Here is a 24358-nt window from a genome sequence, read left to right as displayed (position 1 = left end):
AACGAACGCGAACTGGGAGGGACGAGATGGCATTGGAGATCAAGATCCTGGACTATGGCGATATCGAGCTGGAATCGAGCTTCCTCGTGCTCGGACACAATTGCGGCCGCACCCGTCGCGTCCTGACGCTCGGCTTCCTGATCCTCGGCGGTCCCTATCCCGTGCTGGTCGACACCGGCTATCGCTCCAACCAGATCATGGAGACGCTCGGCATGCGCGGCCTCCAGTTTCATGAGAACATGATCGAGAACCAGCTCGCACGTCACGGCGTGCGGATGGGCGACGTGCGCTTCGTCTGCCACACCCATCTGCATATCGACCACGCCGGCAAGGACGACCTGTTCCCGATGAACACGACCGTCGTGCTCAACCGCAAGGAGCTGGAATACTCGGTCTCCGGCCTGATGCATCCGCAATACCCGGCGCCCGACATCAAGCACCTGATCGATCGCCTGCACACCAAGAGCGCGCTGCGCTTCCTCGACCTCGAGGTCACCGGTCCGGTCGAGCTGATGCCCGGCGTCTATTGCGAGGCGGCCAACGCCCACACCGAAGGCTCGATGAACATCCACGTCCACACCGCCGACGGCATTGCGACGATCTGCGGCGATGTGATCTATGACTTCAATGACCAGATCGTGAACCCCTTCAACGAAATCCACGACGCCGAGCCGCGCACGACCGGCAACCACGGCACCAGCAAGCGGGCGGAGAAGGCGGCGATCAAGAAGCTGCTCTCGAGCTCGCGCTTCCTGCTTCCCGTCCATGATCGCCCGGCCAGGATCGAGGGCGGCACGGTGGTCGGCCGCCTGCACGACCAGGTGCCGGGGCCGATCGTGCAGAGCCTGCCGCAGCGCAACTGGTTCCCGGCGTAACCGCGGAGGATCGATGCGATGACCCACGTCACCCTGCGAACGGAGTTCGAAGACCTGATCGATCCCTACGCGCCGGTCGGCCAGGTGGGGACCGGTTTCGATTTCACGGAGGGCCCGATCTGGCATCCGCTCGATCACTTCCTCCTGTTCTCCGACATGCCCGGCGACGTGCGCAGGCGTTGGGACGCGCGGCGCGGCGTGGTCGAGGTCAAGCGTCCGTCGAACAAATGCAACGGCATGACCTATGATGCCGATCTCAACCTGATCGTCTGCGAGCACGCGACGTCGTCGCTGATCCGCGAGCGACCCGACGGGCGGCGCGAGGTGCTGGCCTCGCATTTCGACAACCAGGAGCTCAACAGCCCGAACGACGTCTGCGTGCATTCGAGCGGCGCGATCTATTTCTCCGATCCCTGGTACGGTCGCATGCCGGTCTATGGCGTGGAGCGGCCGCGCCAGCTCGGCTTCCAGGGCGTCTACCGCGTGCCGCCTGGCGGCGGTGCGCCGAAGCTCCTGGTCGACCGCTATCTGTTCGAGCAGCCGAACGGGCTGTGCTTCTCGCCCGACGAGCGCATCCTCTATGTCAACGACACCGTGCAGGCCTCGATCCGCGCCTTCGACGTGACGCCCGACGGGTCGCTCGCCAATCCGCGCGTGTTCGCCTCCGGCATCCGCTCCGAGCTCGAGCCCGGCGTGCCCGACGGCATGAAGTGCGACCAGCGCGGCAATGTCTGGGTCACCGCGCCCGGCGGCGTCTGGGTCTATTCGCCCGATGGCGGCCTGCTCGGCAAGGTGCGCCTGCCTGAACTCGTCGCCAACCTCGCCTGGGGCGGAGCCGATTTTCGCACGCTCTACCTGACCGCGACCCATTCGGTCTACGCGATCCCGACCAAAGTAGGCCCGCGGCACGAGCCCTATATGAGCGGCAGGCGCGGCAACGCGAGCCCCGCGTCGTCCACCTCGGCGCCGAACCTCAACGCCGCCGAGATGCGGATTGATCCGCAGCGCTGCGCGATGATCATCCAGGACATGCAGAACGACGTCATCATGGATGGCGGAGCGTTCGCGGAGTCCGGGGCGCCCGCGCATGCGCGCGCGCAGCATGTGGTCGAGAATGTCCGCCGCGTCGCCGAGGCCGCCCGCGCCCGCGGTGTCGCAATCATCCATGTCTGGTTCATCGTCGAGCCCGGCGCGCCCGGCGTCACCTTGAATGCGCCGCTGTTCGAGGGCCTCGTCGACAGCAAGGCGCTGGTGCGCGGCAGCTGGGGCGCGGCGCCCGCCTCGGGCCTCGAGCCGCGCCCCGGCGATTTCGTGGTCGAGAAGATGCGGATGAGCGCCTGGGAGGGCACAAGGCTCGAGACCATCCTGAAGGCGACCGGCCGCGACATGATCATCAACACCGGCGCCTGGACCAACATGTCGGTCGAGCACACCGCGCGCACCGGCGCCGACAAGGGCTATTTCATGATCGTGCCGGAGGATTGCTGCTCGACCATGAATGCCGACTGGCACAACGCCGCCATCAACTTCGCGCTGCAGAATGTCTCCGTCGTGACCAATGCCGACACGGTCATCAAGGCGCTCGGCTGAAGGGGTAGACGCGGTGCCGAAGCTGCTGCACATCGCCTGCTCTCCCCGCGCCGATTCGGAATCGGCGGCCGGCGCCCGGGTCTTTCTCGACCAGTTCCGGACGTCGCGGCCGGACTGGGAGATCGATGCGATGAACCTTTGGCGCGATCCGCTGCCCGAATTCGAGGGCTATGTGCTGGAGGCCAAATACGCCCGGATCAACGGCAAGCCGTTCACCAACTCGCAGCGCGATGCGTTTGCGGTCGCCGAGCGCCTCGCGCTGCGCCTGTCGCTCGCCGACCGGGTGCTGATCTCGACGCCAATGTGGAATTTTTCCATTCCTTACCGGCTGAAGCAGTGGTTCGACGTCATCATCCAGCCCGGGCTGACCTTCCGCTTCGATCCGGCGATCGGCTATCTGCCGTTGCTGAAGGACCGTCCGACTGTCGTGATCCTCGCCAGCGGCAGCGACTTCGTCACCGGCATGAACCGCGGCCGCATCGACATGGCAACGCCCTATCTGCGCGAGGTGCTGCGCTTCATCGGCATCAGTGACGTCAGCTTCGTGCCGATCGGTCCGACCACCGGCCCCACCGAGCCGATCCGCGTTGCGCGCGACTCTGCGCACCGCCGGCTGCTGGAGATGGCGGGAAGGTTCTGATTGCGGCGTCGTCCTTGCGACGACGCCGTCATTGCGAGGAGCGAAGCGACGAACCAATCCATCGTTCCGCATCTTGGGAGGGATGGATCGCTTCCGCCTTCGCCAAGGCTTCGGCTGACAGTCGCTTCGCTCGCAATGACCGGGGGCTGACCGGTCCCGATTCACGTTTCATCACGTTTCACGTTTCAAACAGCCTGGCCGGCGACGACACTGAGGAAGAGGACGCGGTCTCGCGGTCTCGCGACATGATCTGCCCGAGCTTTGCTCTTCGTTTTCGCCGCTCTGCAAGCAGAGGGCGCAGGGAAAGCCGGGTGCCGATCGCACCCGTGGGCCCCGAGCAACAAAGGTAGCTCGGGGGTAGGACCACAGGTGTAACCGGAAACACTCCGGCTTTCCCTGCGCGATGGTTTACGGCTTATACGTGCTCTCCCCGGCGAGACTGGGCTTTATTGTCACCGTCATCAGCGAGAGATTGCTGATGAGACACCTGCCACTAGGGCGTCAGGCCTGCACGATTTCGCCGTCCGCCATCTGCCACGCTCGTCAGCCGTGACAGCGGCGTCCACCGCATCCCACCACCACGTTCGTGACGATCGCGAAGCGCCCCTCGAGCGGGTGAGACGGATAAACCTGTACACTGATTTGCCGTTACGATAAACCGAAATATTTTTGCAACGAGGGCTGGACAACGAACCCAAATCAGTGCTTCGCGAAATTCCGCCGCACGGCGCAGGCGTTAGACCAAATGCGTAAGTAGTCGCCCGGATACCGAAAGGCTTCCCGATCTGGCTATGGAACTTTCAGCCCACAAAAAGAAACGGCATGAAGAAGCTGATCCATCGGGACATCCAATACACGCTCACCAACATCGAACCGGACCTCTGGAGCTGGTCGTTCGAAATCAACGGCAAGGTCAGGCAGGGCACCACGCGGGTACGGCTCGGCCTGCTCGCGGAACGCCGCGTCCGCTCGATTATCGATCGGGAAATCAGGAGAGCCGAGAGTTCGGAGACGTGAGAGCGTGATCACGCTTCGCCTGCCGGCACCAGCCCGGCGAGCGCCTGCGCCTCCGAACCGAGCGCTTTCAGCGACGGATGTTGCGGCCGGCCGCGTCATTTGGAATTCTGCGCCGCGCGTCAGCGTGAAACCGTCCCGGCAGAAGGAGTTCCCGACGTGGCAATCCTCAAGGATTTTGCAGTGGGATTCTACAAGATCCCGCTACCCGTGGTGCTCAGCGACAGCACGCATGGTGAGATCACGGCGTTCGAGTTGATCACGATCCGCGCCCGCGACACCGACGGCGCGGAGGGAATTGGCTACACCTACACGGTCGGCCGCAACGGCGGGGCGATTGCAGATATCCTGACCCGCGAGGTCTGCGAGGTCGCGCGCGAGATGGAGGCCGAGGACACCGAGCAGCTCTGGCACAAGGTGTGGTGGGCGCTTCACTATGGCGGTCGTGGCGGACCGGCGGTGCTGGCGCTCTCCGCCCTCGACATCGCTTTGTGGGATCTGAAAGCGCGCCGGGCCTCGCTGCCGCTCTGGCGCCTGCTCGGCGGCTTCGACCGGCGTGTTCCCTGCTATGCCGGCGGCATCGATCTCGATCTGCCGCTGGATGGTTTACTGAAGCAGACCGACGACAATCTCGCCAGGGGTTTTCGCGCCATCAAGATGAAGGTCGGCCGCCCCAGCCTCGCGGACGACGTCGCGCGCGTGAAGGCGATGCGCGGCCATCTCGGCCACGAATTTCCGCTGATGGCCGATGCCAATATGAAATGGACCGTCGAGGAGGCGATCCGCGCCGCGCGCGCCCTGCAACCCTTCGACCTGACCTGGCTCGAGGAGCCGACCATTCCCGAAGACGTCGCCGGTCACGCCCGCATCCTGCAAGCCGGCGGCGTGCCGATCGCGGCGGGGGAAAACCTGCGCAGCCTGTGGGAGTTCAAGCCGTACATCACCGGCAACGCGCTGTCCTATGCGGAACCCGATGTCACCAACTGCGGCGGCGTGACCAGCTTCATGAAGATCGCGCGGCTGGCCGAGGCGTTCAACATTCCCGTCACCAGCCACGGCGCCCATGACATCACCGTTCATCTGCTGGCGGCTTGCCCGAATCGCTCGTATCTGGAAGCCCACGGCTTCGGCCTTGACCGCTACATTGAACATCCGCTGGTTCTGGAGCAGGGATTGGCAATTGCGCCGGATCGCCCCGGCCATGGCATCGCATTCGACTGGAAGGGTTTGGACCGGCTCAGCGCGCGATGACGGGCCGCGCGAAGGGCGGACCCGCACCAAGACGTGACATGGCGGAAAACCTGCCCTGCCGGCAGGCGCTAGGCGGGCTCGCGGCAAGCTGCTAGCCTTTTGCGCTTCTGATTGCCTTACCTCAGGGACCGAAGCAAATGGACAACCGTAGTGATGTTTGGCGCGGCGTCGACGCGATCAAGCCGCGTTTCATCGAATTGAGCGACAAAGTGTGGGCGATGCCGGAGGTCTGCTACACCGAGGCGCGCTCATCCGCCGAGCATCTGGCCGAGCTGCGCCATCAGGGCTTTCGCATCACCGAGAACGTGGCGGGGATTCCGACCGCGATGATAGGCGAATGGGGTGAAGGCGGCCCGGTGATTGCCTTCATGGGTGAATATGACGCGCTGCCCGGCCTCAGCCAGGAGGCCGGCGTCGCCGAACACCGCCCGGTGCAGACCGGCGGTCACGGCCATGGCTGCGGCCACAATCTGCTCGGCTCGTCCGCACTGCTCGCGGCAACCGCGGTGAAGGACTGGCTCGCGGCCAACAAGGTACCGGGGCGCGTGCGCTATTACGGCTGCCCGGCCGAGGAAGGCGGCGCGGCGAAGGCCTTCATGGTCCGCTGCGGCGCGTTCGAGGATGCCGACATTGCCATCACCTGGCATCCGCACAGCTTCTGGGAAGTGGCGGTGACGCCGTCGCTTGCCAATACGAGGGCCGATTTCATCTTCACCGGCCGCACCTCGCACGCAGCCGCCTCGCCGCATCTCGGGCGCAGCGCGCTCGACGCGGTCGAGTTGATGAATGTCGGCGTCAACTACATGCGCGAGCACATGCCGAGCGACGCCCGCGTGCATTACGCGCTGCTCGACACCGGCGGCATTGCGCCCAACGTGGTGCAGGCGCATGCCCGGGTGCGCTATTCGATCCGCGCCCGCGACCTGCCCGGCATGAACGAGCTGGTCGAGCGGGTGCACAAGATCGCGCAAGGAGCCGCGCTGATGACCGAGACCAGGGTCGAGATGAAGATCATCTCGGCGGTCTCAAACATCCTGCCCAACACGCCGCTGGAGCAGACGCTGCACCGGATCATGGAGGACCTCGGTCCGCCGCATTTCGACGACGCCGACAAGGACTTTGCGGGCAAGATCCGCGCAACCCTGACCGACAAGGACATCGCCTCGGTCTATTACGCCATCGGCATGGATCCGACCGACCGTCCGCTGGCCGATTTCCTGGTGCCGATCGATGCCAAGCGCAACCCGCTGGTCGGCTCGACCGATGTCGGCGACGTCTCCTGGGTGGTGCCGACCGTGCAGGTCCACGCCCCGACGGTCGCCATCGGCACCCCCTTCCACACCTGGCAGGTCGTGGCGCAGGGCAAGACCCCGGCTGCGCACAAGGCGATGGTGCAGGCGGCCAAGGCAATGGCCGGTCTCGGCGTCAAGGCGCTGATGGAGCCGGAGCTGATCGCGGCCGCCAAGGCCGACCTCAAGAAGCGGACCGCACGGACGCCCTATGTCAGCCCGCTGCCGGAGAATGTTGCACCGCCGTTAGACATGTCGGTGGCATAACTTCTGCTTGCTTGCAGAGACCTTCGCCTCGGACCGGCTCCGGGCGAAGGTCGATTTGCGCCGGAAAAGCAATCAGAACAAAGGATAACGATCAAATTTTCCGCAAGGTCGGACGCGGATGGGTGGGCTTTGGCGGCGAAATGCCGAAGCCATGTGCGCATCCGAAGCGGTCTGCACAAGTGATAGCCAAAAGACCTATGCGCCGGGCTCCGGGAGACGTTGACCTGAGAGGTCATTCGGTGTGCGATCTGCCGCCAACGACGGCGGCGCGTTATCGCAGCCAGCCACAATAACCGGAACCGGACGAGGGGATTAATGCTGGACAACAATCTGCGAACGATGATCGACGACGTTAAGGGCGGACGGATGGATCGCCGCGCCTTCGTCAAGCGCATGATCGCGGTCGGACTCACCGCGCCGATGGCCAACCAGCTCCTCGCCATCGGCGGGGTCGCGATGGCGCAGAGTCCCAATCCCTACAAGCCGACCAAGCGCGGTGGCGGCGGCCCGCTGAAGGTGTTGTGGTGGCAGGGCCCGACCCTGCTCAATCCGCACTTCGCCACCGGCACCAAGGACCAGGACGGCTCGCGCATCTTCTACGAGCCGCTCGCGAGCTGGGACGTCGACGGCCATCTCAACCCGATCCTCGCCGCCGAGATCCCCTCGATCCAGAACGGCGGCCTCGCCGCCGACGCCAAATCGGTGACCTGGAAACTCAAGCCCGGCGTCAAATGGCACGACGGCAAGCCCTTCACGGCCGATGACGTCGTGTTCAACTGGGAATATGCCACCGATCCGGCGACGGCGGCGGTCTCGAGCGCCACCTACGCCGACATGACCGTGGAGAAGGTCGACGATCTCACCATCCGCATCGTCTTCAAGAAGCCGACGCCGTTCTGGGCCAATGCCTTCGTCGGCGGCTATGGCTGCATCATCCCGAAGCATCTGTTCGCGGAGTACAAGGGCAGCAAGTCGCGCGAGGCGCCGACCAACCTGAAGCCGGTCGGCACCGGCCCCTACAAGTTCGTCGAATTCAAGCCGGGCGACCTGATCCGCGGCGAGATCAATCAGGACTACCACATGGCCAACCGGCCCTCGTTCGACACCATCGAGATGAAGGGCGGCGGCGACGCCGTCTCGGCGGCGCGCGCGGTGATCCAGACCGGCGAATATGATTTCGCCTGGAACATCCAGGTCGAGGACGAGGTGCTGCTCCGCCTCGAAAAGGGCGGCAAGGGCAAGACCCTCTACGCGGTGGGCGGCGACATCGAGTTCATCGCGATCAACTTCACCGATCCCAATACCGAGGTCGACGGCGAGCGCTCGTCGATCAAGACCAAGCATCCGATCCTCTCGGACCCGAAGGTACGCCAGGCACTGGCCATGCTGGTCGATCGCGAGTCCGTCAAGAAGGTGATCTACGGCCGCGCCGGCCGCGTCACGGCGAACTACCTCAACGGCCCCGAGGAGTTCGTCTCCAAGAACACCCGATGGGAGTTCAACATCGAGAAGGCGGCCGCGCTGCTCGAGGAAGCCGGCTGGAAGGCGGGCTCGGACGGCATCCGCGAGAAGGACGGCAAGAAGCTGAAGCTGCTGTACCAGACCTCGATCAACGGGCCGCGCCAGAAGACCCAGGCGATCGTCAAGCAGGCCTGCCAGAAGGCCGGCATCGACGTCGAGCTGAAATCGGTCGTCGCCTCGGTGTTCTTCTCCTCCGATGTCGCCAACCCCGACACCTATTCCAAGTTCTACGCCGACATCGAGATGTTCCAGATCCCGATGACCCAGCCCGATCCGGCCCTGCACATGCGCCGTTATCTCTCGCGCAACGTCGCCACCAAGGAGAACAAGTGGCAGGGCCAGAACTTCCCGCGCTGGGTCAACAAGGATTTCGACGCCGCGATCGATGCGGCCGACACCGAGACCGATCCGCTCAAGCGCGCCGACCTCTACATCAAGTGCAACGACCTGATGTGGCAGGACACGGTGGTGATCCCCGTGATGCACCGCCTCGCGGTGGAAGCCTGCTCCAACACGCTGCGGCCGGCGCTCTCGGGCTGGGCCAACCAGACCGACAATCTGCAGGACTGGTACCGGGAGGCTTGACGCGACATGAGCCTCGCGCGGCCACTTCACCTCTCCCGCTCGCGGGGGAGGTCGCTGCGCTCGAAGCGCGCAGCGGGTGGAGGCTCTCTCCACGATGGGACGCGCGGCGCTACCTCCATTCCAACCCTCCCCCGCGAGCGGGTGAGGGAGCGCAGCTTTTTCGCGGTCGCGGTTCGGCCTAATCCGATTGTTCGCCCATGAGTCAGTACGTCCTGCGTCGCCTGATGATCGCGATCCCGAGCCTGCTCGGGATATCGCTCGTGCTGTTCGTCGTGCTGGCGCTCGCGCCGGGCGATCCGTTCTCGGAGCTCGCGACCAATCCGAACGTGCCGCCCGAAGTGCAGGCTGCGCTGCGGGCCCAGTTCGGGCTCGACGATCCGATCTACATCCGTTACCTGCACTGGCTCGCCGCGATGGCGAAGGGCGACTGGGGCTTTTCCTTCGTCAGCCGCGTCGACGTCGACACCCTGATCCTGCAACGCCTGCCGGCAACGCTCTACATCATCGGCTCGGCGCAGCTGCTGGCGCTGCTGATCGCGATCCCGGTCGGCGTCTACGCCGCCACCCGCCCCTACTCGATCTTCGACCAGCTCGCCAACACCTTCGCCTTCATCGGCTTCTCGCTGCCGACCTTCTTCACCGGCATCCTGTTCATCCTGATCTTCTCGGTGAAGCTGGACTGGCTGCCGTTCGTCTATACCGATGTGCCGGGGAGCGGCATCCCCTGGATGCTGGAAATGATCCGGCAGGCCATCATGCCCGTGATGGTGCTCGGCCTGTTCCAGGCGGCGTCGATGACCCGCTTCGTGCGCTCGGCGATGCTCGACGTCATCCGCCTCGACTATGTCACCACCGCGCGCGCCAAGGGGCTTGGGCAGGCCAAGGTGATCGTCAAGCACGTGATGCGCAATGCGATGATCCCGGTGGTCACCCTGATCGCCCTGCAGATGCCGGCGGTGTTCGGCGGCGCCATCGTCACCGAGCAGATCTTCCGCATTCCCGGGATCGGCTCGCTCCTGATTTCCTCCATCCTCGCCAATGACACGCCGGTCGTGATGGCCGTGACCTTCGTCTTCGCGTGTCTCGTGGTGCTGTTCAACCTGATCGCAGATGTCCTCTATGGCTGGCTTGACCCTCGCATCTCCTTCCGCTGAACGGCGCGGCTACTCGCCCTGGCGGGAGACCTGGCGGCGCTATCGCCGGCACCGGCCGGCGGTGATCAGCGCGGTGCTGCTGCTGCTCCTGATCGCGGCCGTCGTGGTCGGGCCCTTCGTCTGGCGGGTCTCGATCAACGACATCGACGTCGTCGCCGGCCTGCAGGGGCCCTCGCTCGCCCATCCGTTCGGCACCGACGATCTCGGCCAGGACCTGCTCGCCCGCATGATCTATGGCGGGCGGATCTCGCTCGCGGTTGGCCTCGCCGCGATGCTGGTCTCGGTGTTCGTCGGCACGCTGATCGGCGCGCTCGCGGGCATGTCGCGCGGCGCGCTCGGCTATGCGCTGATGTGGCTCACCGACCTGTTCCTGTCGCTGCCGCAACTGCCGCTGCTGCTGCTGCTGATCTACCTGTTCCGCGACGGGTTGAAGGCGGTGTTCGGCCCGGAGGGCGGCATCTTCATCCTGATCGTGCTCGTGATCGGGGGCTTGCGCTGGATGCCGGTGGCGCGGCTGGTGCGCGCCCAGTTCCTCTCGCTGCGCGAGAAGGAGTTCGTCGAGGCCGCGCGGGCGCTTGGCGCCAGCCCGACGCGGCAGGTGGTGCGGCACATCCTGCCCAACGCGCTCGGGCCCGTCATCATCGCCGGCACGATCGACGTCGCCGCCGCCATCATCGCGGAATCGACGCTGTCATTCCTCGGCCTCGGCTTCCCGCCCGACACGCCGACCTGGGGCCGCATCCTCTACGACGCCAAGGATTTCCTCGACATCGGCCCGCATTGGGCGCTGTTTCCGGGCGGTGCGATCTTCATCGCCGTCGTCGCCATCAACTTCATCGGCGACGGGCTGCGCGACGCGCTCGATGCGCGCAAGGTGATCTGATGGCGCTGCTCGAGATCAAGGGCCTGAAAACCCATTTCACGACCGACGACGGCATCCTGCAGGCGGTCGACGGCGTCGACATCTCGATCAACCGCGGCGAGACGCTGTGCGTGGTCGGCGAATCCGGCTGCGGCAAGACCGTGACCGCGATGTCGATCCTGAAGCTGATCGCGATGCCGCCGGGCCGCATCGTCCAGGGCGAGATCATCTTCGAGGGCCGCGACCTGGTGCCGCTGACGAGCCATCAGCTCGACGACATCAGGGCCAAGGAGATCGGCTTCATCTTCCAGGAGCCGATGACCTCGCTCAATCCGGTGCTGACGATCGGCGAGCAGATCAGCGAGAGCCTGCGCCGCCATGAGGCGATCACCCGGAAGCAGGCGCTGGAGCGCACCATCGAGATGCTCAAGCTGGTGCAGATCCCGAACGCCGAGGGACGCGTGCATCATTATCCACACCAGTTCTCCGGCGGCATGCGCCAGCGCGTCATGATCGCGATGGCGCTGGCCTGCCGGCCCAAGCTCGTGATCGCGGACGAGCCGACCACCGCGCTCGACGTCACCATCCAGGCGCAGATCCTCGACCTGTTGCAGGACATGAAGGAGCGCTTCGGCATGGCGGTGATGCTGATCACCCATGCGATGGGCGTCGTGGCGGAGACGGCGCAGCGCGTCGTCGTGATGTATGCCGGCAAGGTGGTCGAGGAGGCGCCGGTCGACGATCTCTTCGGCGACCCGCGCCATCCCTACACGCAGGGCCTGATCCGCTCGATCCCGCGCATCGATCTCGACGCCCGGCACAAGACGCGGCTGGAGGCGATCGGCGGCTCGGTGCCGATCCTGATCAATCCCAAACCTGGCTGCCGTTTTGCTCCCCGATGCAAATACGCCATGAGCGTCTGCACCGAGCGGGAGCCGCGCCTGCGCGAGGTCAGACCGGGCCATCGCATGGCCTGCCATCTCGGAGACGCGTCATGAGCGAACCGCTGCTGCGCGTCAGCGATCTGAAGAAGCATTTTCCGGTGCTGGGCGGGCTGTTGTCGCGCGAAGTCGGACAGGTCTATGCGGTCGACGGCGTATCGTTCTCGGTCAGTCGCGGCGAGACGCTGGGGCTGGTCGGCGAATCCGGCTGCGGCAAATCCACCACCGGGCGCTGCGTGTTGCGCCTGATCGAGCCGACCTCGGGCGAGGTGGTGTTCGACGGCAAGAGCGTGACCGGCCTCGGCAGCGGCGATCTGCGCGCCATGCGGCGCAACATGCAGCTCGTATTCCAGGATCCGTTCGCCTCGCTCAATCCGCGCATGACCGTGGGCGCGATCCTCGGCGAGCCCTTCATCATCCATGATCTCGTCAAATCGGCCAGCGAGCGCGACGACCGGGTCGCGAACCTCCTGGTCAAGGTCGGGCTGAAGGCGGAGCACATGCGCCGCTATCCGCATGAATTCTCCGGCGGCCAGCGCCAGCGCATCGCGATCGCGCGCGCGCTGACGCTGGAGCCGAAGCTGATCGTCTGCGACGAGCCGGTGTCGGCGCTCGACGTCTCGATCCAGGCGCAGGTCATCAACCTGCTGGAGGATCTGCAGGCCGAGCTGAACCTGACCTATCTGTTCGTCGCCCACGACCTCTCCGTGGTCGAGCACATCTCGGACCGCGTCGCGGTGATGTATCTCGGCCGCATCGTCGAACTCGCCAAGGCGAACGACCTCTACCGCAACCCGCAGCATCCATACACGCGCGCGCTGCTCTCGGCCGTGCCGGTGCCGAACCCCAGGGCGAAGCGCGAGCGTATCCGCCTCAAGGGTGACGTGCCGAGCCCGATGAATCCGCCGAAGGGCTGCCACTTCCACACGAGATGCCCGATCGCCGAAGAGCGCTGCAAGCAGAGCGCGCCGGAGTTGCTGGAGGGCACCGACGGCCATTTCGTGGCGTGCCATCTGGCGTAGGGCTGGGTAACAAACGCTGTTCCCTCGAGTTCGGTGTCCACTTCGCTCGAAAACGCCCTAGCGTCGGCGCTTGCTGGCAACCTTCGCTTTTGCTTGACCCATGACCTTCGTCTTCAGCGGCCGCCGTGCCGGCGCTTTCTCCGCGACCGCCGCCTCCTCCGCCCCGCTCGCATCCGTCCGTAGCGTCTCGAGCATCCAGTCGCGAAACGCGCGCATGCCGGGCGTGATGTCCTTCGACTTCAGCCAGGTCAGCCAATACGATCCTGCCGGCACCTCGGCGGCAAAAGGCCGAACGAGCCGGCCCGAGGTCAGTTCGCTCTGGAACATCGCGACCGGCACGAGGCCAACGCCGACGCCGCGCGCCGACGCTTCGGCCATCGCGACCGAGCTGTCGAACACCGGCCCCTGGATCTTGGGGCACGGGGAACCTGCGACGGCAAACCAGAGCGGCCATTCCTCGGCGCGGTAGGAGCGCAGCAGGAATTCTCGCGCGAGATCCGACGGCTTGCGCAGGCGGTCCGCGACATCGGGACGGCACACCGGCGACAGCGGCGCGGAGAGCAGATGGACCGCTTCGGTGCCGTGCCAGGAGCCGTCGCCGAAGCGGAGCGCGAGATCGAGCCCGTCGCCTGCGATGTCGACGCGGTTGTTGTTGGTGAGCAGGCGCAGGTCGATATAGGGATGCGCGCGCTTGAAGCGGTCGATGCGTTGCAGCAGCCATCCGGTCGCAAACGTCGCCACGCAGCCGACGGTGACGACCTCGCGCGTGCCCTTGGCCTCGATCCGGTCGATCGCGGCGCCGATGCGATCGAGTGCGTCCGTGAGCACCGGCAGCAGCGCCAATCCCTCATCGGTCAGCAGAAGCCCGCGCGGCAGGCGGCGGAACAGCGGCGCGCCCAGCGTGTCCTCGAGCTGCTTGACCTGATGGCTGATCGCGGTCTGCGTCACGCGCAGCTCGAGGCCGGCGCGGGTGAAACTCAGGAGCCGCGCCGAGGCCTCGAAGGCCCGCAACGCGTTCAGCGGGAGATGCCGGCGCACGGCGTCATGACCAAGTTTTTCTCATGGCTCGTCGTATAAATGATTGTTTGTCCATCGTCACGCCGTTCGGCAGGTTGCGGCCGCCAACGGAGACTGGACATGCTGACGAGACGGACTTTTGGATTGCGCACTTTGGGCCTTGCCGCGTCGCTTGCCCTGGCGAGATCGGGCGCTGCGAAGACGATCGACGAGCGCGCGCAGCGGCTGCAGGCGGATCTCGCGCACATCGAGCAGGAGACGGGCGGCCGGCTCGGCGTCGCCGTGCTCGACACCGGCAGCGGACTGCGCGCGGAGCTTCGCGGCGACGAGCGCTTCCCGATGTGCAGCACCTTCAAGTCGATGGCATCAGCGGCGGTGCTGCACCGGGTCGACCGCGGCGAATCGACACTGCAACAGCGTGTCCGGTTCGAGGCCGCGGATCTCCAGCCCTACTCCCCGGTGACCAAGGAGCACGTCGCGTCGGGCATGACGCTGGCCGAGATCTGCGAGGCCGCCATCACCCGGAGCGACAACACCGCCGGAAACATGCTGCTGCGTGAGATCGGCGGCCCCGCCGGCTTGACCGGGTTCTTCCGCTCGATCGGCGACAATGTGAGCCGGCTCGACCGCTGGGAGGTCGCGTTGAACGAAGGCATTCCCGGCGATCCGCGCGACACCACGAGCCCTGTGGCGATGCTGAAGGACCTGCAGCGCGTGCTGCTCGGCGACACGCTGTCGGCGACCTCGCGCCAGACGCTGACGGACTGGATGGTCGCCAACAAGACCGGTGGCACGCGGCTGCGCGCCGGGGTCCCCGGCGATTGGCGGGTTGCAGACAAGACCGGGACCGGCGAGCGCGGGACCGCAAACGACATCGGCGTGTTCTGGCCACCCGGCCGCAAGCCCATCGTGGTGACGGTCTATCTGACGGGCGCGCAGGCCTCCGGTGACCAGTGCAACGCTGCGATCGCCAGGGTCGCCCGTGCGGTCGCGGACGCGACCGCGGGATCGACGGGCTAGCGACGCACGGCTTGGCAGTCTCGGGAGATCGTGCGACGCTGACCGAAACGGCGATGACATCACAGCGCCGTGCCGGAGGGAACACAATTTGTACCGTCGCATGGCCCTGGCCGCGCTGCTCGTCGCGGGCCTGACGCAGCCGGGTCTCGCCGCACAGGATCCGGCGCGATGCCGCGTGCTGGACCGCAAATACGAGACGGACAAGGCGCAGCTCAGCGCGATCGAGGTGTCGCTGACGCTGTTTGCCGCCGCCGACGCCGATTGCATCAACCTCGCCACCGAGCTGCTCGACAAGGGTGCCTCGGTCGATGCGCAGGACCGGCTCGGCGCCCGGCCGCTGAGCCACGCTGCGCGCGCCGGCCATCTCGACATGGTCGATCTGTTGCTGGCACGCGGCGCGCCGGTCGATGCGCGCAATCTTGCGGGATCGACCGCGCTGTATTTCGCGGCGGAGCGCGGCCAGGTCGCGATCGTGCAGCGGCTGATCGATCGCGGTGCCGACGTCAATCTCGCCGGTCGCAGCGGCGCCTCGGCGGTTGCGGCTGCGGCCTATGCCGGCCGCGACATGGTGGTGCGGGTGCTGCTGGCGCATGGCGCCGACGGCCGCAAGGCCGACGACACCGGCAAGCCGCCGGCGGTCTATGCGGCGGCCGGCGGCCAGCTCGGCATCGTCAAGCAATTGCTGGCGCTCGATATCGACGTCAATGCGCGTTACGCCAATGATCTCACACTGTTGATGTGGGCATCGGGCCCGGACGAGGCGGTGCCAGAGCCGCAGGCGTTGGAGGTCGTCTCATATCTGCTGGACAGCGGCGCCAAGGTCGACAATCGCGACGCGCGCGGCCGCACCGCGCTGATGATCGCCGCCGAAGGCAATCATCCGGCGATCGTCAGGGCGCTGCTCGCGCATGGCGCCGACCCCGCGCTGGCCGACAAGGCCGGCAAGCACGCCGCCGATCTCACGGTGCTGACGGCGCTGCGCGAGGAGCTGACGCCGCACTGAACGAAGCTAAAGCCCCGCCAGATAGTCCACCAGCGCGGCAAGATCGTCGAGCGGCGTCGCCAGCATCAGGTCGGACATGCCGGGATTGTTGCCGCGCGCGCGGGTGCGGAAATCGGCGATGGTCTTGGCAAGATAATCGCGCCCCATGCCGGCAAGCCGCGGCACCGTGCCATCCCCCTGGAAGTGGTCGAGATGGCAGGCCGGGCAGCCCACCGAGGCGCTGGCGCCGAGCGCCTTCCCCGCGACGTCCTTTGGCGCGCGCGGCTGGCCGAGATCGGGCCATGGCTTCTGCGCGAAATATTCGGCGATCGCCAGCATGTCGTCGCGCTCGAACTGCGAGGCGACCGGCTGCATGATGTCGCTCTTGCGATCGCCGCGCTTGAAATCGCGGAGCTGGATATAGAGATATCCGGCCTGCTGGCCCCAGATGGTCGGAATGGTCTTGTCGACCGGCTTGCCGTCGGCGCCGTGGCACCCGGCGCAGACCTGGACCTTGTCCTCGATCGTTTCGGCACGCGCTTGCGTTGCCGCCAGCAAGAGCACCACAACGCAGATTGCAAGTTTCTCAAACATCAGTTGATCCGGTGGAAAAAGAAGCGGGACCGACCGGGTCCCGCTTCGTCGTCATTGATGGCTCTTCGCCTAAAGCGCGATGAGACAAGGCTGAATCGTCATCGCGCTTTAGCTCCTTGCTTGAGCATGATCTTTTCGGAAAACCGCTACGCACTTTTCCGGATCATGCTCTAGTCGAGCGTGAAGGCGATGATGTTGTTGCCGCGCTTGAAGTCGACCTGGGTGTTGCCACCCGCGCCGACCACGACGTACTGCTTGCCGCCGACCATATAGCTCGACGGCGGCGCGTTGACGCCGGCACCGGCGTGGAAGCTCCACAATTCCTTGCCGTCCGAGGAATTGTAGGCCGCGAACTTGCCGTTGCCTTCACCGGTGAAAACAAGACCGCCGGCGGTGGCGAGGATGCCGCCGATCATCGGCTCCGGTGTCTTGACCTGCCATTTGATCTTGCCGGTGTTGTAGTTCACGGCCGTGATGTTGCCCGATTGCTTTTCACCGGCGATTGCGGTGAAGGCGCCACCAAGCCACAACTTCCCGTTCGGATAGGGTGAGCTCTCGACACGGTAGTGCATGGGCTGGTGCAGGTTGATGGCGTAGGCCAGCTCCTGTCCCGGGTCGGTCGCGATCGGCGACCATTCGACGCCGCCATTGGCGCCGGGCAGCATGCGCGCCCCTTCCTTGGTCGGCAGCACCCACATGTTCTCCTGCGGCACCATCGCGTCCGAGAAGCGAATCAGGCTGCAGTCATTGCGATCGTGCACATAGATGTGCCCGGTCTTGCCGGCGTGGATCACGCCCGGGATCGTCTTGCCCGCCTTGTTCCTGACGTTGACCAGCACCGGCGGGCTGACCGCATCGAGATCCCACACGTCGTGGGCGATGTACTGGAAGTGGCAGACATACTTGCCGGTGTCGAGGTCGAGCGCGACCAGCGAGTCCGTGTAGAGGTTGTCGCCCGGCCGGTTCGATCCGTCGAGGTCGGGCGATGGATTGCCGACCACGAAATAGATCCTGTTGGTCGCGAGATCGACCGCGGGGTTCTGCCAGACGCCACCGCCGAGCTTGGCAAAGGGATCGCCGACCTTGGCGAGCGCATCCTTCTCGGCCTGGATATTGCGATGCATGTCGCGGCCTGTCGCGTCCTTGGTCGCCCAGACACCGACGGTGCTGTCCGGAATGGTATTGAAATTCCAGACCTGCTTGCCGGTCTTGGCGTCATAGGCACGCACGAAGCCGCGGATGCCATATTCGCCGCCGTTGGTGCCGATCAAGACCTTGTCCTTGACCACGGTCGGCGCCATCGTCTCGCTGTAGCCGAGTTCGGGATCGGCGATGTTGGTGGTCCATACCACCTCGCCGGTCTTGGCGTTCAGCGCAATCAGCTTGGAATCCAGCGTGGCCAGATAGACCCGGTCGCCGAGCACCTGGACGCCGCGATTGTTGGGGCCGCAGCAATAGGTTGTGATCGGTCCCATCTTGTGCGCGTAGTGCCAGAGCTGCTGCCCGGTCTTGGCATCGAGCGCGTAGACATGGCTGAACGACGTCGTGACATACATCACGCCGTCGACCACGATCGGGGATGTCTCCATCGATTCCTTGACGTCGGTCTGGAATATCCAGGCGACGTGCAGGTTCTTCACATTGTTGCGGCTGATCTGTTTGCCCGGATAAAAGCGCGTCTGGGCGTAATTGCCGTTGGTGAGCAGGAAATCCCGCGTGCTCTTGTCGGCCGCGTTGAGCTGGTCCTGGGTGACCGGCGGAACATTGGCATTGCCGACCTGGGATTTCTGATCCTGCTTGACTTCCTGTCCGATGGCGGCGCCGGACAGGAGCCCAACGCCAACCGCTGCGGCGAGCGCCGCAAGCCCTTTAACACTCATGTTTCCCCCCGCTTTGTCTTGGTTGCAATCTTACGGATGGTGTTTGCTACTGCCCCTTCGAGGCCTGAACGTCCGGCGCCAACGGGTCGATTGGTTGCGCTGCAATAGATAATTGAAAATCGGCGGACAGGACTCGACGAGCGACTTCGATGTTACGCCCGCCTTTCGCAAAGACAACTCATGCGCGCGATGAGAGTAGACCGCGCGAGGCTCTGGTTCGCCACTCGCGACCAGCAGAAGCCGCCGCAGTTTCAGGCAATATCCGCCTGATCACACGGCAACAACGCCGTGATCACCTTCGCGGCGCAACATGAAAAATGAGACTGCGGGTCAAACGCGGGGCATGGCGATCGCAAGCGCCGCGCACCGGCGGAAGGCAGTTTCACCTCCCGCCGGACAGTAGCTGCGCTATTCCCAGGACCAGGTCGAAAAGTCGTTCTCGAACTGCGGGACTTCCTTCCACACGCCCTTCAGCTTCTTGCTGGCCACGGTGATCCATTGCGGCTGGAACAGGAAGCCGGCGACCGCGTCGGTCGCCAGCATGCGCTGGGCGTCGCCGAGCAGCTTGGCCCGGCCGGCTTCATCGGGCGTTGTCACGATCTGCTTGTAGAGCGCGTTGAACGCCGCGTTGTTGTAGCCGAGATAGTAATCGGGTTCGGTCAGCTTCACGAGATCGAACGGCTCGACATGCGAGACGATGGTCAGATCGTAATTGTGCGGGCCGTTGGGGGCAAACACCTGCGACAGCCACTGCGCCCATTCGACGTTCTCGATCTTGGCTGTTATGCCGACCTTGGCGAGCTGGGCCGCGAGGATCTCGCCGCCCTGCCGCGCATAGGGCGGTGGCGGCAGCTTGAGCGAGAGCTCGAGCGGCGTGGTGACGCCGGCCTCGGCGAGCAGCTTCTTGGCCTTCTCCGGATCGTACGGATTGATGCCGGTGGTATCGACATAGCCGAGCGAGCCCGGCGTGTAGAAGCTGCCGATCGGCGTGCCAAAGCCGTCGACGGCGCCGTCGATCATCGCCTTGCGGTCGATCGCGGCGAGGATGGCGCGACGGACCCGAACGTCGTCGAGCGGCTTCTTCTTCTCATTGATGGCGACGATGGTCTTGGCCTTGGAGCCACCGACCAGCACATTGAAGCGCGGATCGGCCTTGAACTGCGCGAGGCTGCGCGCGGCCGCGACCCGCGGGAACGCGTCGACGTCGCCCGACAACAGCGCCGCAACCTGCGCCGCGGGATCGCCGATGAAGCGGATCGTCACCTTGGACAGCTTGATCGCGGCCGCGTTGCGATACTGCGGCCATTTCACCAGGGTGATCGACGAGCCCTTGGCCCAGCTGCCGAGCGTATATGGCCCGGTGCCGACCGGCTGCGTCACGTCGGTCGGCGCGCTCTTCGGCTCGACGATCGAGCCCGACGCCTGGGCGAGCAGGAACGGCAGGTTCGGCTCGGAATATTTCAGCGTGATCACGACGGTGTCGGGATCGGGGGTCGCAACGGACTCGAACGCCTGGAACAGGCTCTTGTCCTTGTTGGTCGAGGTCGGCGCCGCTGCGCGCTCGAATGAGAATTTCACCGCGGCGGAATCGAACGGCTCGCCGTTGTGGAATTTGACACCCTTGTGCAGCTTGAACGTGTAGGTCTTCAGATCCGGCGAGGCCTGCCAGCTTTCCGCCAGCAGCGGCGACACCGAGCCGTCCTCGTTGATCTTGGTCAGCGTCTCGTAGATGTTGTAGAGCGTGACCTCGGCGATCGCCGCCGCAGCCGCATTGGTGGGATCGAGCCCCGGCGGCTCCAGCGTCATGCCCATGACGACGCTGTCCTTCTTGCTCTGCGCCAGGCTCGGCAGCGGCACCGCGGCCAGAGCGGCAGCCGCCGCGACGATGAATACCTTCTTCAGCATATTTGACTCCCCGGACTTATATTTGTTTCCAGCCTAGGCCAGTCCCGCACAAAAGGCTAACCGCCTTCCGCCGCGGCCGGCGGCAACGCCATGACCGCCTCGGCAAAGTGGCAGGCGGCCAGATGCGCTGGTCCGACGCTCCGTAGCGCAGGCGCGGTCTCGCGACAATGCTGGTCGGCCATGGCGCAGCGCGACGCATAGGGACACCCCGTCGCACCCGACGACTGCGAGGCGATCGCCTGAACTCCACGGCGCCGGCGGCCGCCACCGGCCCGGGCGCGCGGCACCGCGTCGAGCAGCGCCCGCGTGTAGGGATGCGCGCCACGCGCGAAAAGGTCCTCCGGACGCCCCTGCTCGACGATCCGGCCGAGATACATCACCGCGATCTCGTCACAGAGCAGGTCCACGACCGCGAGATCGTGGCTGATCAGGATGTAGCTCAGGCCGAACTGGTCCTGCAGGTCCTGCATCAGATTGAGCACCTGGGCCTGCACCGAGACGTCGAGCGCGGAAACCGGCTCGTCGGCGACGATCAGCTTCGGCTGGGTGATCAGCGCCCGCGCGATCGCGATGCGCTGGCGTTGGCCGCCGGAGAATTCGTGCGGAAACTTGTCCATGTCGGCGTCGCGCAACCCGACCTGCCGCAGCACCGCGGCAACGCGCTCGCGCAAGGCGGCGCGGTCGATCCGGCCCAGCGCGGTCAGCGGCTCGGCGACGATGCGCGCTATGGTCTGCCGCGGGTCGAGTGAACCGTAGGGATCCTGGAACACCATCTGGAAGTCGCGCCGGGCGCGGCGGAGCTCGTCGGAGCGCATTTGATTGAGGTCGCGGCCCATCAAGGACACCGAGCCGGACGACGGCCGCTCCAGCGCCATCACCAGCCGCGCGAAGGTCGACTTGCCCGAGCCGGACTCGCCGACCACGCCGAGGCTCTTGCCCGCGCTGACCTGCGCGGTTACGCCATTGAGGGCATGTACCTGCGCAGCCGGCTTGAACAGGTTTTCGCGCGGCAGCGTGTAGCGCTGCACGAGGTCCCTGACCTCGAGCAGCGGTGTCGCCGGGGTGGCGGGTGGCTGATCTGATATCGTCATGTGCCGGCACCGATCGGAGCGGTCATCGAGACATCGGTCCTGAGGCAGCGCACGCCATGGGAGCGCCCCACCTCCACCACGGCCGGCAGCGCCGCGCGGCAACGTGGCTCGACGATGCCGCAGCGGTCGGCGAAGGTGCAGCCCGCGGGCAGATCGGCAAGCTCGGGCACGGTGCCGGCAATGGTCGTCAGCCGCGTGCCCTTTGGCGCGCCGAGCCGCGGGCGGGCGCGGAACAGGCCCTGCGTATAGGGATGCCCCATCCGCGTGAACACCGCGTTGGTCTCGCCGCTTTCGACCACGGTGCCGCCATACATCACCATCATGCGCTGGACGTTCTCGGCGATGACGCCGAGATCGTGCGAGATCAGGATCATCGACATGCCACGCTCCTCGACCAGGTCGGCGATCAGGTCGAGGATCTGTCCCTGGATCGTGACGTCGAGCGCAGTGGTCGGCTCGTCGGCGATCAACACATCCGGCTGGCACGCCAGCGCCATCGCAATGGTGATGCGCTGGCGCTGGCCGCCGGAGAACTGGTGCGGATAGGCATCGACGCGCTTCGCCGCATCGGGCAAGCCGACCCGATCGAGCAGGCTGATCGCCTGCTTGCGTGCCTCCGCCGTCGAGCAGCCGGTGTGCCGCCGCAACGGCTCGGCGACCTGCCGCCCGATCGTGTGCATCGGGTTGAGCGCGGTCATCGGCTCCTGGAAGATCATGCTGATGCGGTTGCCGCGCAGCTTGCAGTAGCTCGTATCGGACAGGCCTATCAGTTCCGAGCCGTCGAGCCGGATGCTGCCGCTGACGACGGCGCTGTCCGGCAGCAGGCCCATCAGCGCCAGCGCAGTGATCGACTTGCCGCAGCCGGATTCGCCGACCAGCCCGAGCGTCTCGCCGCGCTTCAGCGCAAAGCTGACGCCGCGCACGGCCTGTGCCGGGCCGCGGCTGGTGTTGAGGCGGATGCCGAGATCCCTGACCTCGATCACGGGTGTGCCGGTTGAACTGTTCACGGTCAACGCTCTCGCGCCAGCCGCGGATCGAGCAAATCGCGCAGCCCGTCGCCAAGCAGATTGAGGCCGAGCACGGCGATGGCGATCGCAGCTCCCGGATAGACCGCCAGCATCGGCGACTGGAACAGCAGCGTCTGCGCATCATTGAGCATGCGTCCCCAGGACGGCTGCGGCGGCTGCGTCCCGAGGCCGAGGTAGGACAGCGCGGCTTCGGCGAGGATCGCAAGCGCGAACTGGATCGTCGCCTGCACGATCAGGATCGACAGGATGTTCGGCAGCACATGCTCGATGGTGATGCGGAGCTTGCCCTTGCCGGCGGCGCGCGCGGCAAGCACGAATTCGCGTGCCCAGACCGCATTGGCCGATCCGCGGGTGACGCGGACGAAGATCGGGATCTGGAAAATGCCAATCGCGGTGATCGAGGTCACCATGCCGGGCCCGACCACGGCGGCGAGCATGATCGCCGACAGCACGGCGGGAAAGGCAAAGGTGAAGTCGCTCATCCGCATGATCAGTTCCTCGGTCCGGCCCTTGCGGGCGGCCGCGATCAGGCCGAGACAGACGCCGAAGGTCAGCCCGATGCCTACCGCGATGACGCCGACCATGATGGTGGAGCGCGCGCCGACCAGCAGCAGCGAGGCGATGTCGCGGCCGAGCACGTCGGTGCCGAGCCAATGCGCCGCCGACGGTGGATGCAGTTTCGCGGCGACGTCGATGTCGTAGGCCGACCACGGCGTCCAGATCAGCGACAGCAGGGCGGCACCGAGCACCAGCAGGCTCAGCGCGGCGCCCAGTACGAAACTGCGGTGGCGCAGCGCGCGGCGCCAGAAGCCCGTTGCCGGCCTCGTGCCCGGCGGGATCGCGGATGCTGTCGCGGTCAGCGGCGCGCTCACAGGTTGGCGACCTTGATGCGCGGATCGATGAAGGCGTAGAGCACGTCGACCACGAAATTGACGATGACGACCATCGCCGCCAGCAGCATCACGCAGTTGCGCACCACGATCAGGTCGCGGTTGGCGATCGACTGGAAGATCAGGCGGCCGAGGCCCGGCAGATAGAACACGTTCTCGATCACGATGGTGCCGGCCAGCAGATTGGCGAATTGCAGGCCCATGACGGTCATCACCGGGATCATGGCGTTGCGCAGCACGTGGCGCCACAGCACCTCGCGCTTGCCGAGCCCCTTCGCGCGCGCGGTGCGCACGAAATCCTCGCGCAGCACCTCGAGCACGGCCGAGCGGGTGACGCGGGCGAGGATCGCGGCCTGCACCACCGCGAGCGAGATCGCCGGCAGCAGCAGCGACTTGACTCCCGGCCAGATGCCGTCGTCCCAGCCGGCAAAACCGCCGGCGGACAGCCATTGCAGCTTCACCGCGAACAGCAGGATCAGCAGGATCGCGAACCAGAAATTCGGCAGCGCGATGCCGATCTGGGTCAACGACATCACACCGACGTCGCCGATCCTGTTGTGGTTGGCGGCAGTGTAGATGCCGGCGGAGAGCGCCAGCACCACCGTGATCAGCATCGACATGATCGCAAGCGGAATGGTCAGTACCAGTCGCTCCGCGATCAGGCCCGCGACCGGCGTGCCATAGACATAGCTGTTGCCGAGGTCGCCGACCGCCATGCCCTTGATCCACAGCAGATAGCGATAGGCCAGGGGCTGGTCGAGCCCGAGCTTGACGGTGAGCGCGCGCACCGCGTCGGGTGAGGCATCGGCGCCCATCAGCATCTGCGCGGCATTGCCGGGCAGCGCATCCAGCACGAGGAAAATGATCAACGAGGCGGCGAACAGTGTCGCCACCAGGGTCAGGATCCGCCGTAGGACAAAAACGCTCATGCGCGCCGGGA

Annotated in this window: 21 protein-coding genes; 13 read left to right on the top strand and 8 right to left on the bottom strand. The window is 65.7% G+C overall.

Going from position 1 to position 24358, the window contains the following annotated elements:
- Window positions 1-26 precede the first annotated feature (26 nt).
- From JQ586_RS03515 to JQ586_RS03465, 11 genes are all read left to right on the top strand, one after another.
- On the top strand, window positions 27-875 hold the full coding sequence (locus tag JQ586_RS03515; RefSeq protein ID WP_212393105.1) for an MBL fold metallo-hydrolase: 849 nt from the start codon (window positions 27-29) through the stop codon (window positions 873-875).
- Between the two features lie 18 nt (window positions 876-893).
- Window positions 894-2465, top strand: a complete 1572-nt coding sequence (locus tag JQ586_RS03510) for an isochorismatase family protein (RefSeq protein WP_212393104.1) — start codon at window positions 894-896, stop codon at window positions 2463-2465.
- A 13-nt stretch (window positions 2466-2478) separates the two neighbouring features.
- The gene (locus JQ586_RS03505; RefSeq protein ID WP_212393103.1) at window positions 2479-3105 is read left to right on the top strand and encodes an NAD(P)H-dependent oxidoreductase; all 627 of its coding nucleotides are present in this window, start codon (window positions 2479-2481) and stop codon (window positions 3103-3105) included.
- 822 nt (window positions 3106-3927) lie between these two features.
- Window positions 3928-4122, top strand: a complete 195-nt coding sequence (locus JQ586_RS03500) for a hypothetical protein (protein WP_212393102.1) — start codon at window positions 3928-3930, stop codon at window positions 4120-4122.
- Window positions 4123-4278: 156 nt separating this feature from the next.
- A complete protein-coding gene (locus JQ586_RS03495) occupies window positions 4279-5370 on the top strand; it encodes a mandelate racemase/muconate lactonizing enzyme family protein (protein ID WP_212393101.1) in 1092 nt (363 codons plus the stop codon).
- 137 nt (window positions 5371-5507) lie between these two features.
- Window positions 5508-6926 (top strand): M20 family metallopeptidase, encoded by a 1419-nt coding sequence (locus JQ586_RS03490; protein WP_212393100.1) that lies wholly within the window; start codon window positions 5508-5510, stop codon window positions 6924-6926.
- A 315-nt stretch (window positions 6927-7241) separates the two neighbouring features.
- Window positions 7242-9032: a peptide ABC transporter substrate-binding protein gene (locus JQ586_RS03485; RefSeq protein WP_212393099.1), complete on the top strand. Its 1791-nt coding sequence runs from the start codon at window positions 7242-7244 to the stop codon at window positions 9030-9032.
- Window positions 9033-9229: 197 nt separating this feature from the next.
- Entirely contained in the window at window positions 9230-10186 is a 957-nt protein-coding gene (locus JQ586_RS03480) for an ABC transporter permease (RefSeq protein WP_212393098.1), read from the top strand.
- Window positions 10152-11069, top strand: a complete 918-nt coding sequence (locus tag JQ586_RS03475; RefSeq protein WP_212393097.1) for an ABC transporter permease — start codon at window positions 10152-10154, stop codon at window positions 11067-11069. The genes JQ586_RS03480 and JQ586_RS03475 overlap by 35 nt, the downstream gene beginning before the upstream one ends.
- Complete coding sequence (locus JQ586_RS03470) at window positions 11066-12046, top strand: ABC transporter ATP-binding protein (RefSeq protein WP_212393568.1); 981 nt, start codon at window positions 11066-11068, stop codon at window positions 12044-12046. Before JQ586_RS03475 ends, JQ586_RS03470 begins: the two co-directional genes overlap by 4 nt.
- Window positions 12043-13011, top strand: a complete 969-nt coding sequence (locus JQ586_RS03465; RefSeq protein WP_212393096.1) for an ABC transporter ATP-binding protein — start codon at window positions 12043-12045, stop codon at window positions 13009-13011. Before JQ586_RS03470 ends, JQ586_RS03465 begins: the two co-directional genes overlap by 4 nt.
- 57 nt (window positions 13012-13068) lie before the next feature.
- Here JQ586_RS03465 and JQ586_RS03460 read toward each other — a convergent pair whose 3' ends face one another.
- Entirely contained in the window at window positions 13069-14049 is a 981-nt protein-coding gene (locus JQ586_RS03460) for a LysR family transcriptional regulator (RefSeq protein ID WP_212393095.1), read from the bottom strand.
- 99 nt (window positions 14050-14148) lie between these two features.
- On the opposite strand from JQ586_RS03460, the gene bla reads away from it, so the two are divergent.
- Both bla and JQ586_RS03450 read left to right on the top strand, forming a co-directional pair.
- Window positions 14149-15048 carry a class A beta-lactamase gene (gene bla, locus JQ586_RS03455; protein WP_212393094.1) on the top strand — a complete coding sequence of 300 codons (900 nt, stop codon included), beginning with the start codon at window positions 14149-14151 and terminating at the stop codon, window positions 15046-15048.
- Window positions 15049-15136: 88 nt separating this feature from the next.
- On the top strand, window positions 15137-16051 hold the full coding sequence (locus JQ586_RS03450; protein ID WP_212393093.1) for an ankyrin repeat domain-containing protein: 915 nt from the start codon (window positions 15137-15139) through the stop codon (window positions 16049-16051).
- Between the two features lie 6 nt (window positions 16052-16057).
- Here JQ586_RS03450 and JQ586_RS03445 read toward each other — a convergent pair whose 3' ends face one another.
- The 7 genes from JQ586_RS03445 to JQ586_RS03415 all read right to left on the bottom strand — a co-directional run bounded on the left by JQ586_RS03445 (window position 16058) and on the right by JQ586_RS03415 (window position 24347).
- Window positions 16058-16624: a c-type cytochrome gene (locus JQ586_RS03445; RefSeq protein ID WP_212393092.1), complete on the bottom strand. Its 567-nt coding sequence runs from the start codon at window positions 16622-16624 to the stop codon at window positions 16058-16060.
- Window positions 16625-16794: 170 nt separating this feature from the next.
- Window positions 16795-18504, bottom strand: coding sequence for a PQQ-binding-like beta-propeller repeat protein (locus JQ586_RS03440; RefSeq protein WP_212393091.1), 1710 nt, complete (start codon window positions 18502-18504; stop codon window positions 16795-16797).
- A 408-nt stretch (window positions 18505-18912) separates the two neighbouring features.
- The gene (locus JQ586_RS03435; protein ID WP_212393090.1) at window positions 18913-20409 is read right to left on the bottom strand and encodes an ABC transporter substrate-binding protein; all 1497 of its coding nucleotides are present in this window, start codon (window positions 20407-20409) and stop codon (window positions 18913-18915) included.
- Window positions 20410-20465: 56 nt separating this feature from the next.
- Window positions 20466-21500, bottom strand: coding sequence for an ABC transporter ATP-binding protein (locus JQ586_RS03430; RefSeq protein WP_212393089.1), 1035 nt, complete (start codon window positions 21498-21500; stop codon window positions 20466-20468).
- A complete protein-coding gene (locus tag JQ586_RS03425; RefSeq protein WP_212393088.1) occupies window positions 21497-22507 on the bottom strand; it encodes an ABC transporter ATP-binding protein in 1011 nt (336 codons plus the stop codon). Before JQ586_RS03425 ends, JQ586_RS03430 begins: the two co-directional genes overlap by 4 nt.
- Before the next feature lie 2 nt (window positions 22508-22509).
- Window positions 22510-23400, bottom strand: a complete 891-nt coding sequence (locus JQ586_RS03420; RefSeq protein ID WP_409410954.1) for an ABC transporter permease — start codon at window positions 23398-23400, stop codon at window positions 22510-22512.
- On the bottom strand, window positions 23397-24347 hold the full coding sequence (locus JQ586_RS03415) for an ABC transporter permease (protein WP_212393087.1): 951 nt from the start codon (window positions 24345-24347) through the stop codon (window positions 23397-23399). The genes JQ586_RS03420 and JQ586_RS03415 overlap by 4 nt, the downstream gene beginning before the upstream one ends.
- Window positions 24348-24358: the final 11 nt, after the last annotated feature.

This window comes from Bradyrhizobium jicamae, from assembly GCF_018130215.1.
GTDB lineage: Bacteria > Pseudomonadota > Alphaproteobacteria > Rhizobiales > Xanthobacteraceae > Bradyrhizobium > Bradyrhizobium jicamae_A.
Note: the sequence above shows the minus strand (reverse complement) of the source record. Positions and strands in the feature narration are given on the sequence as shown.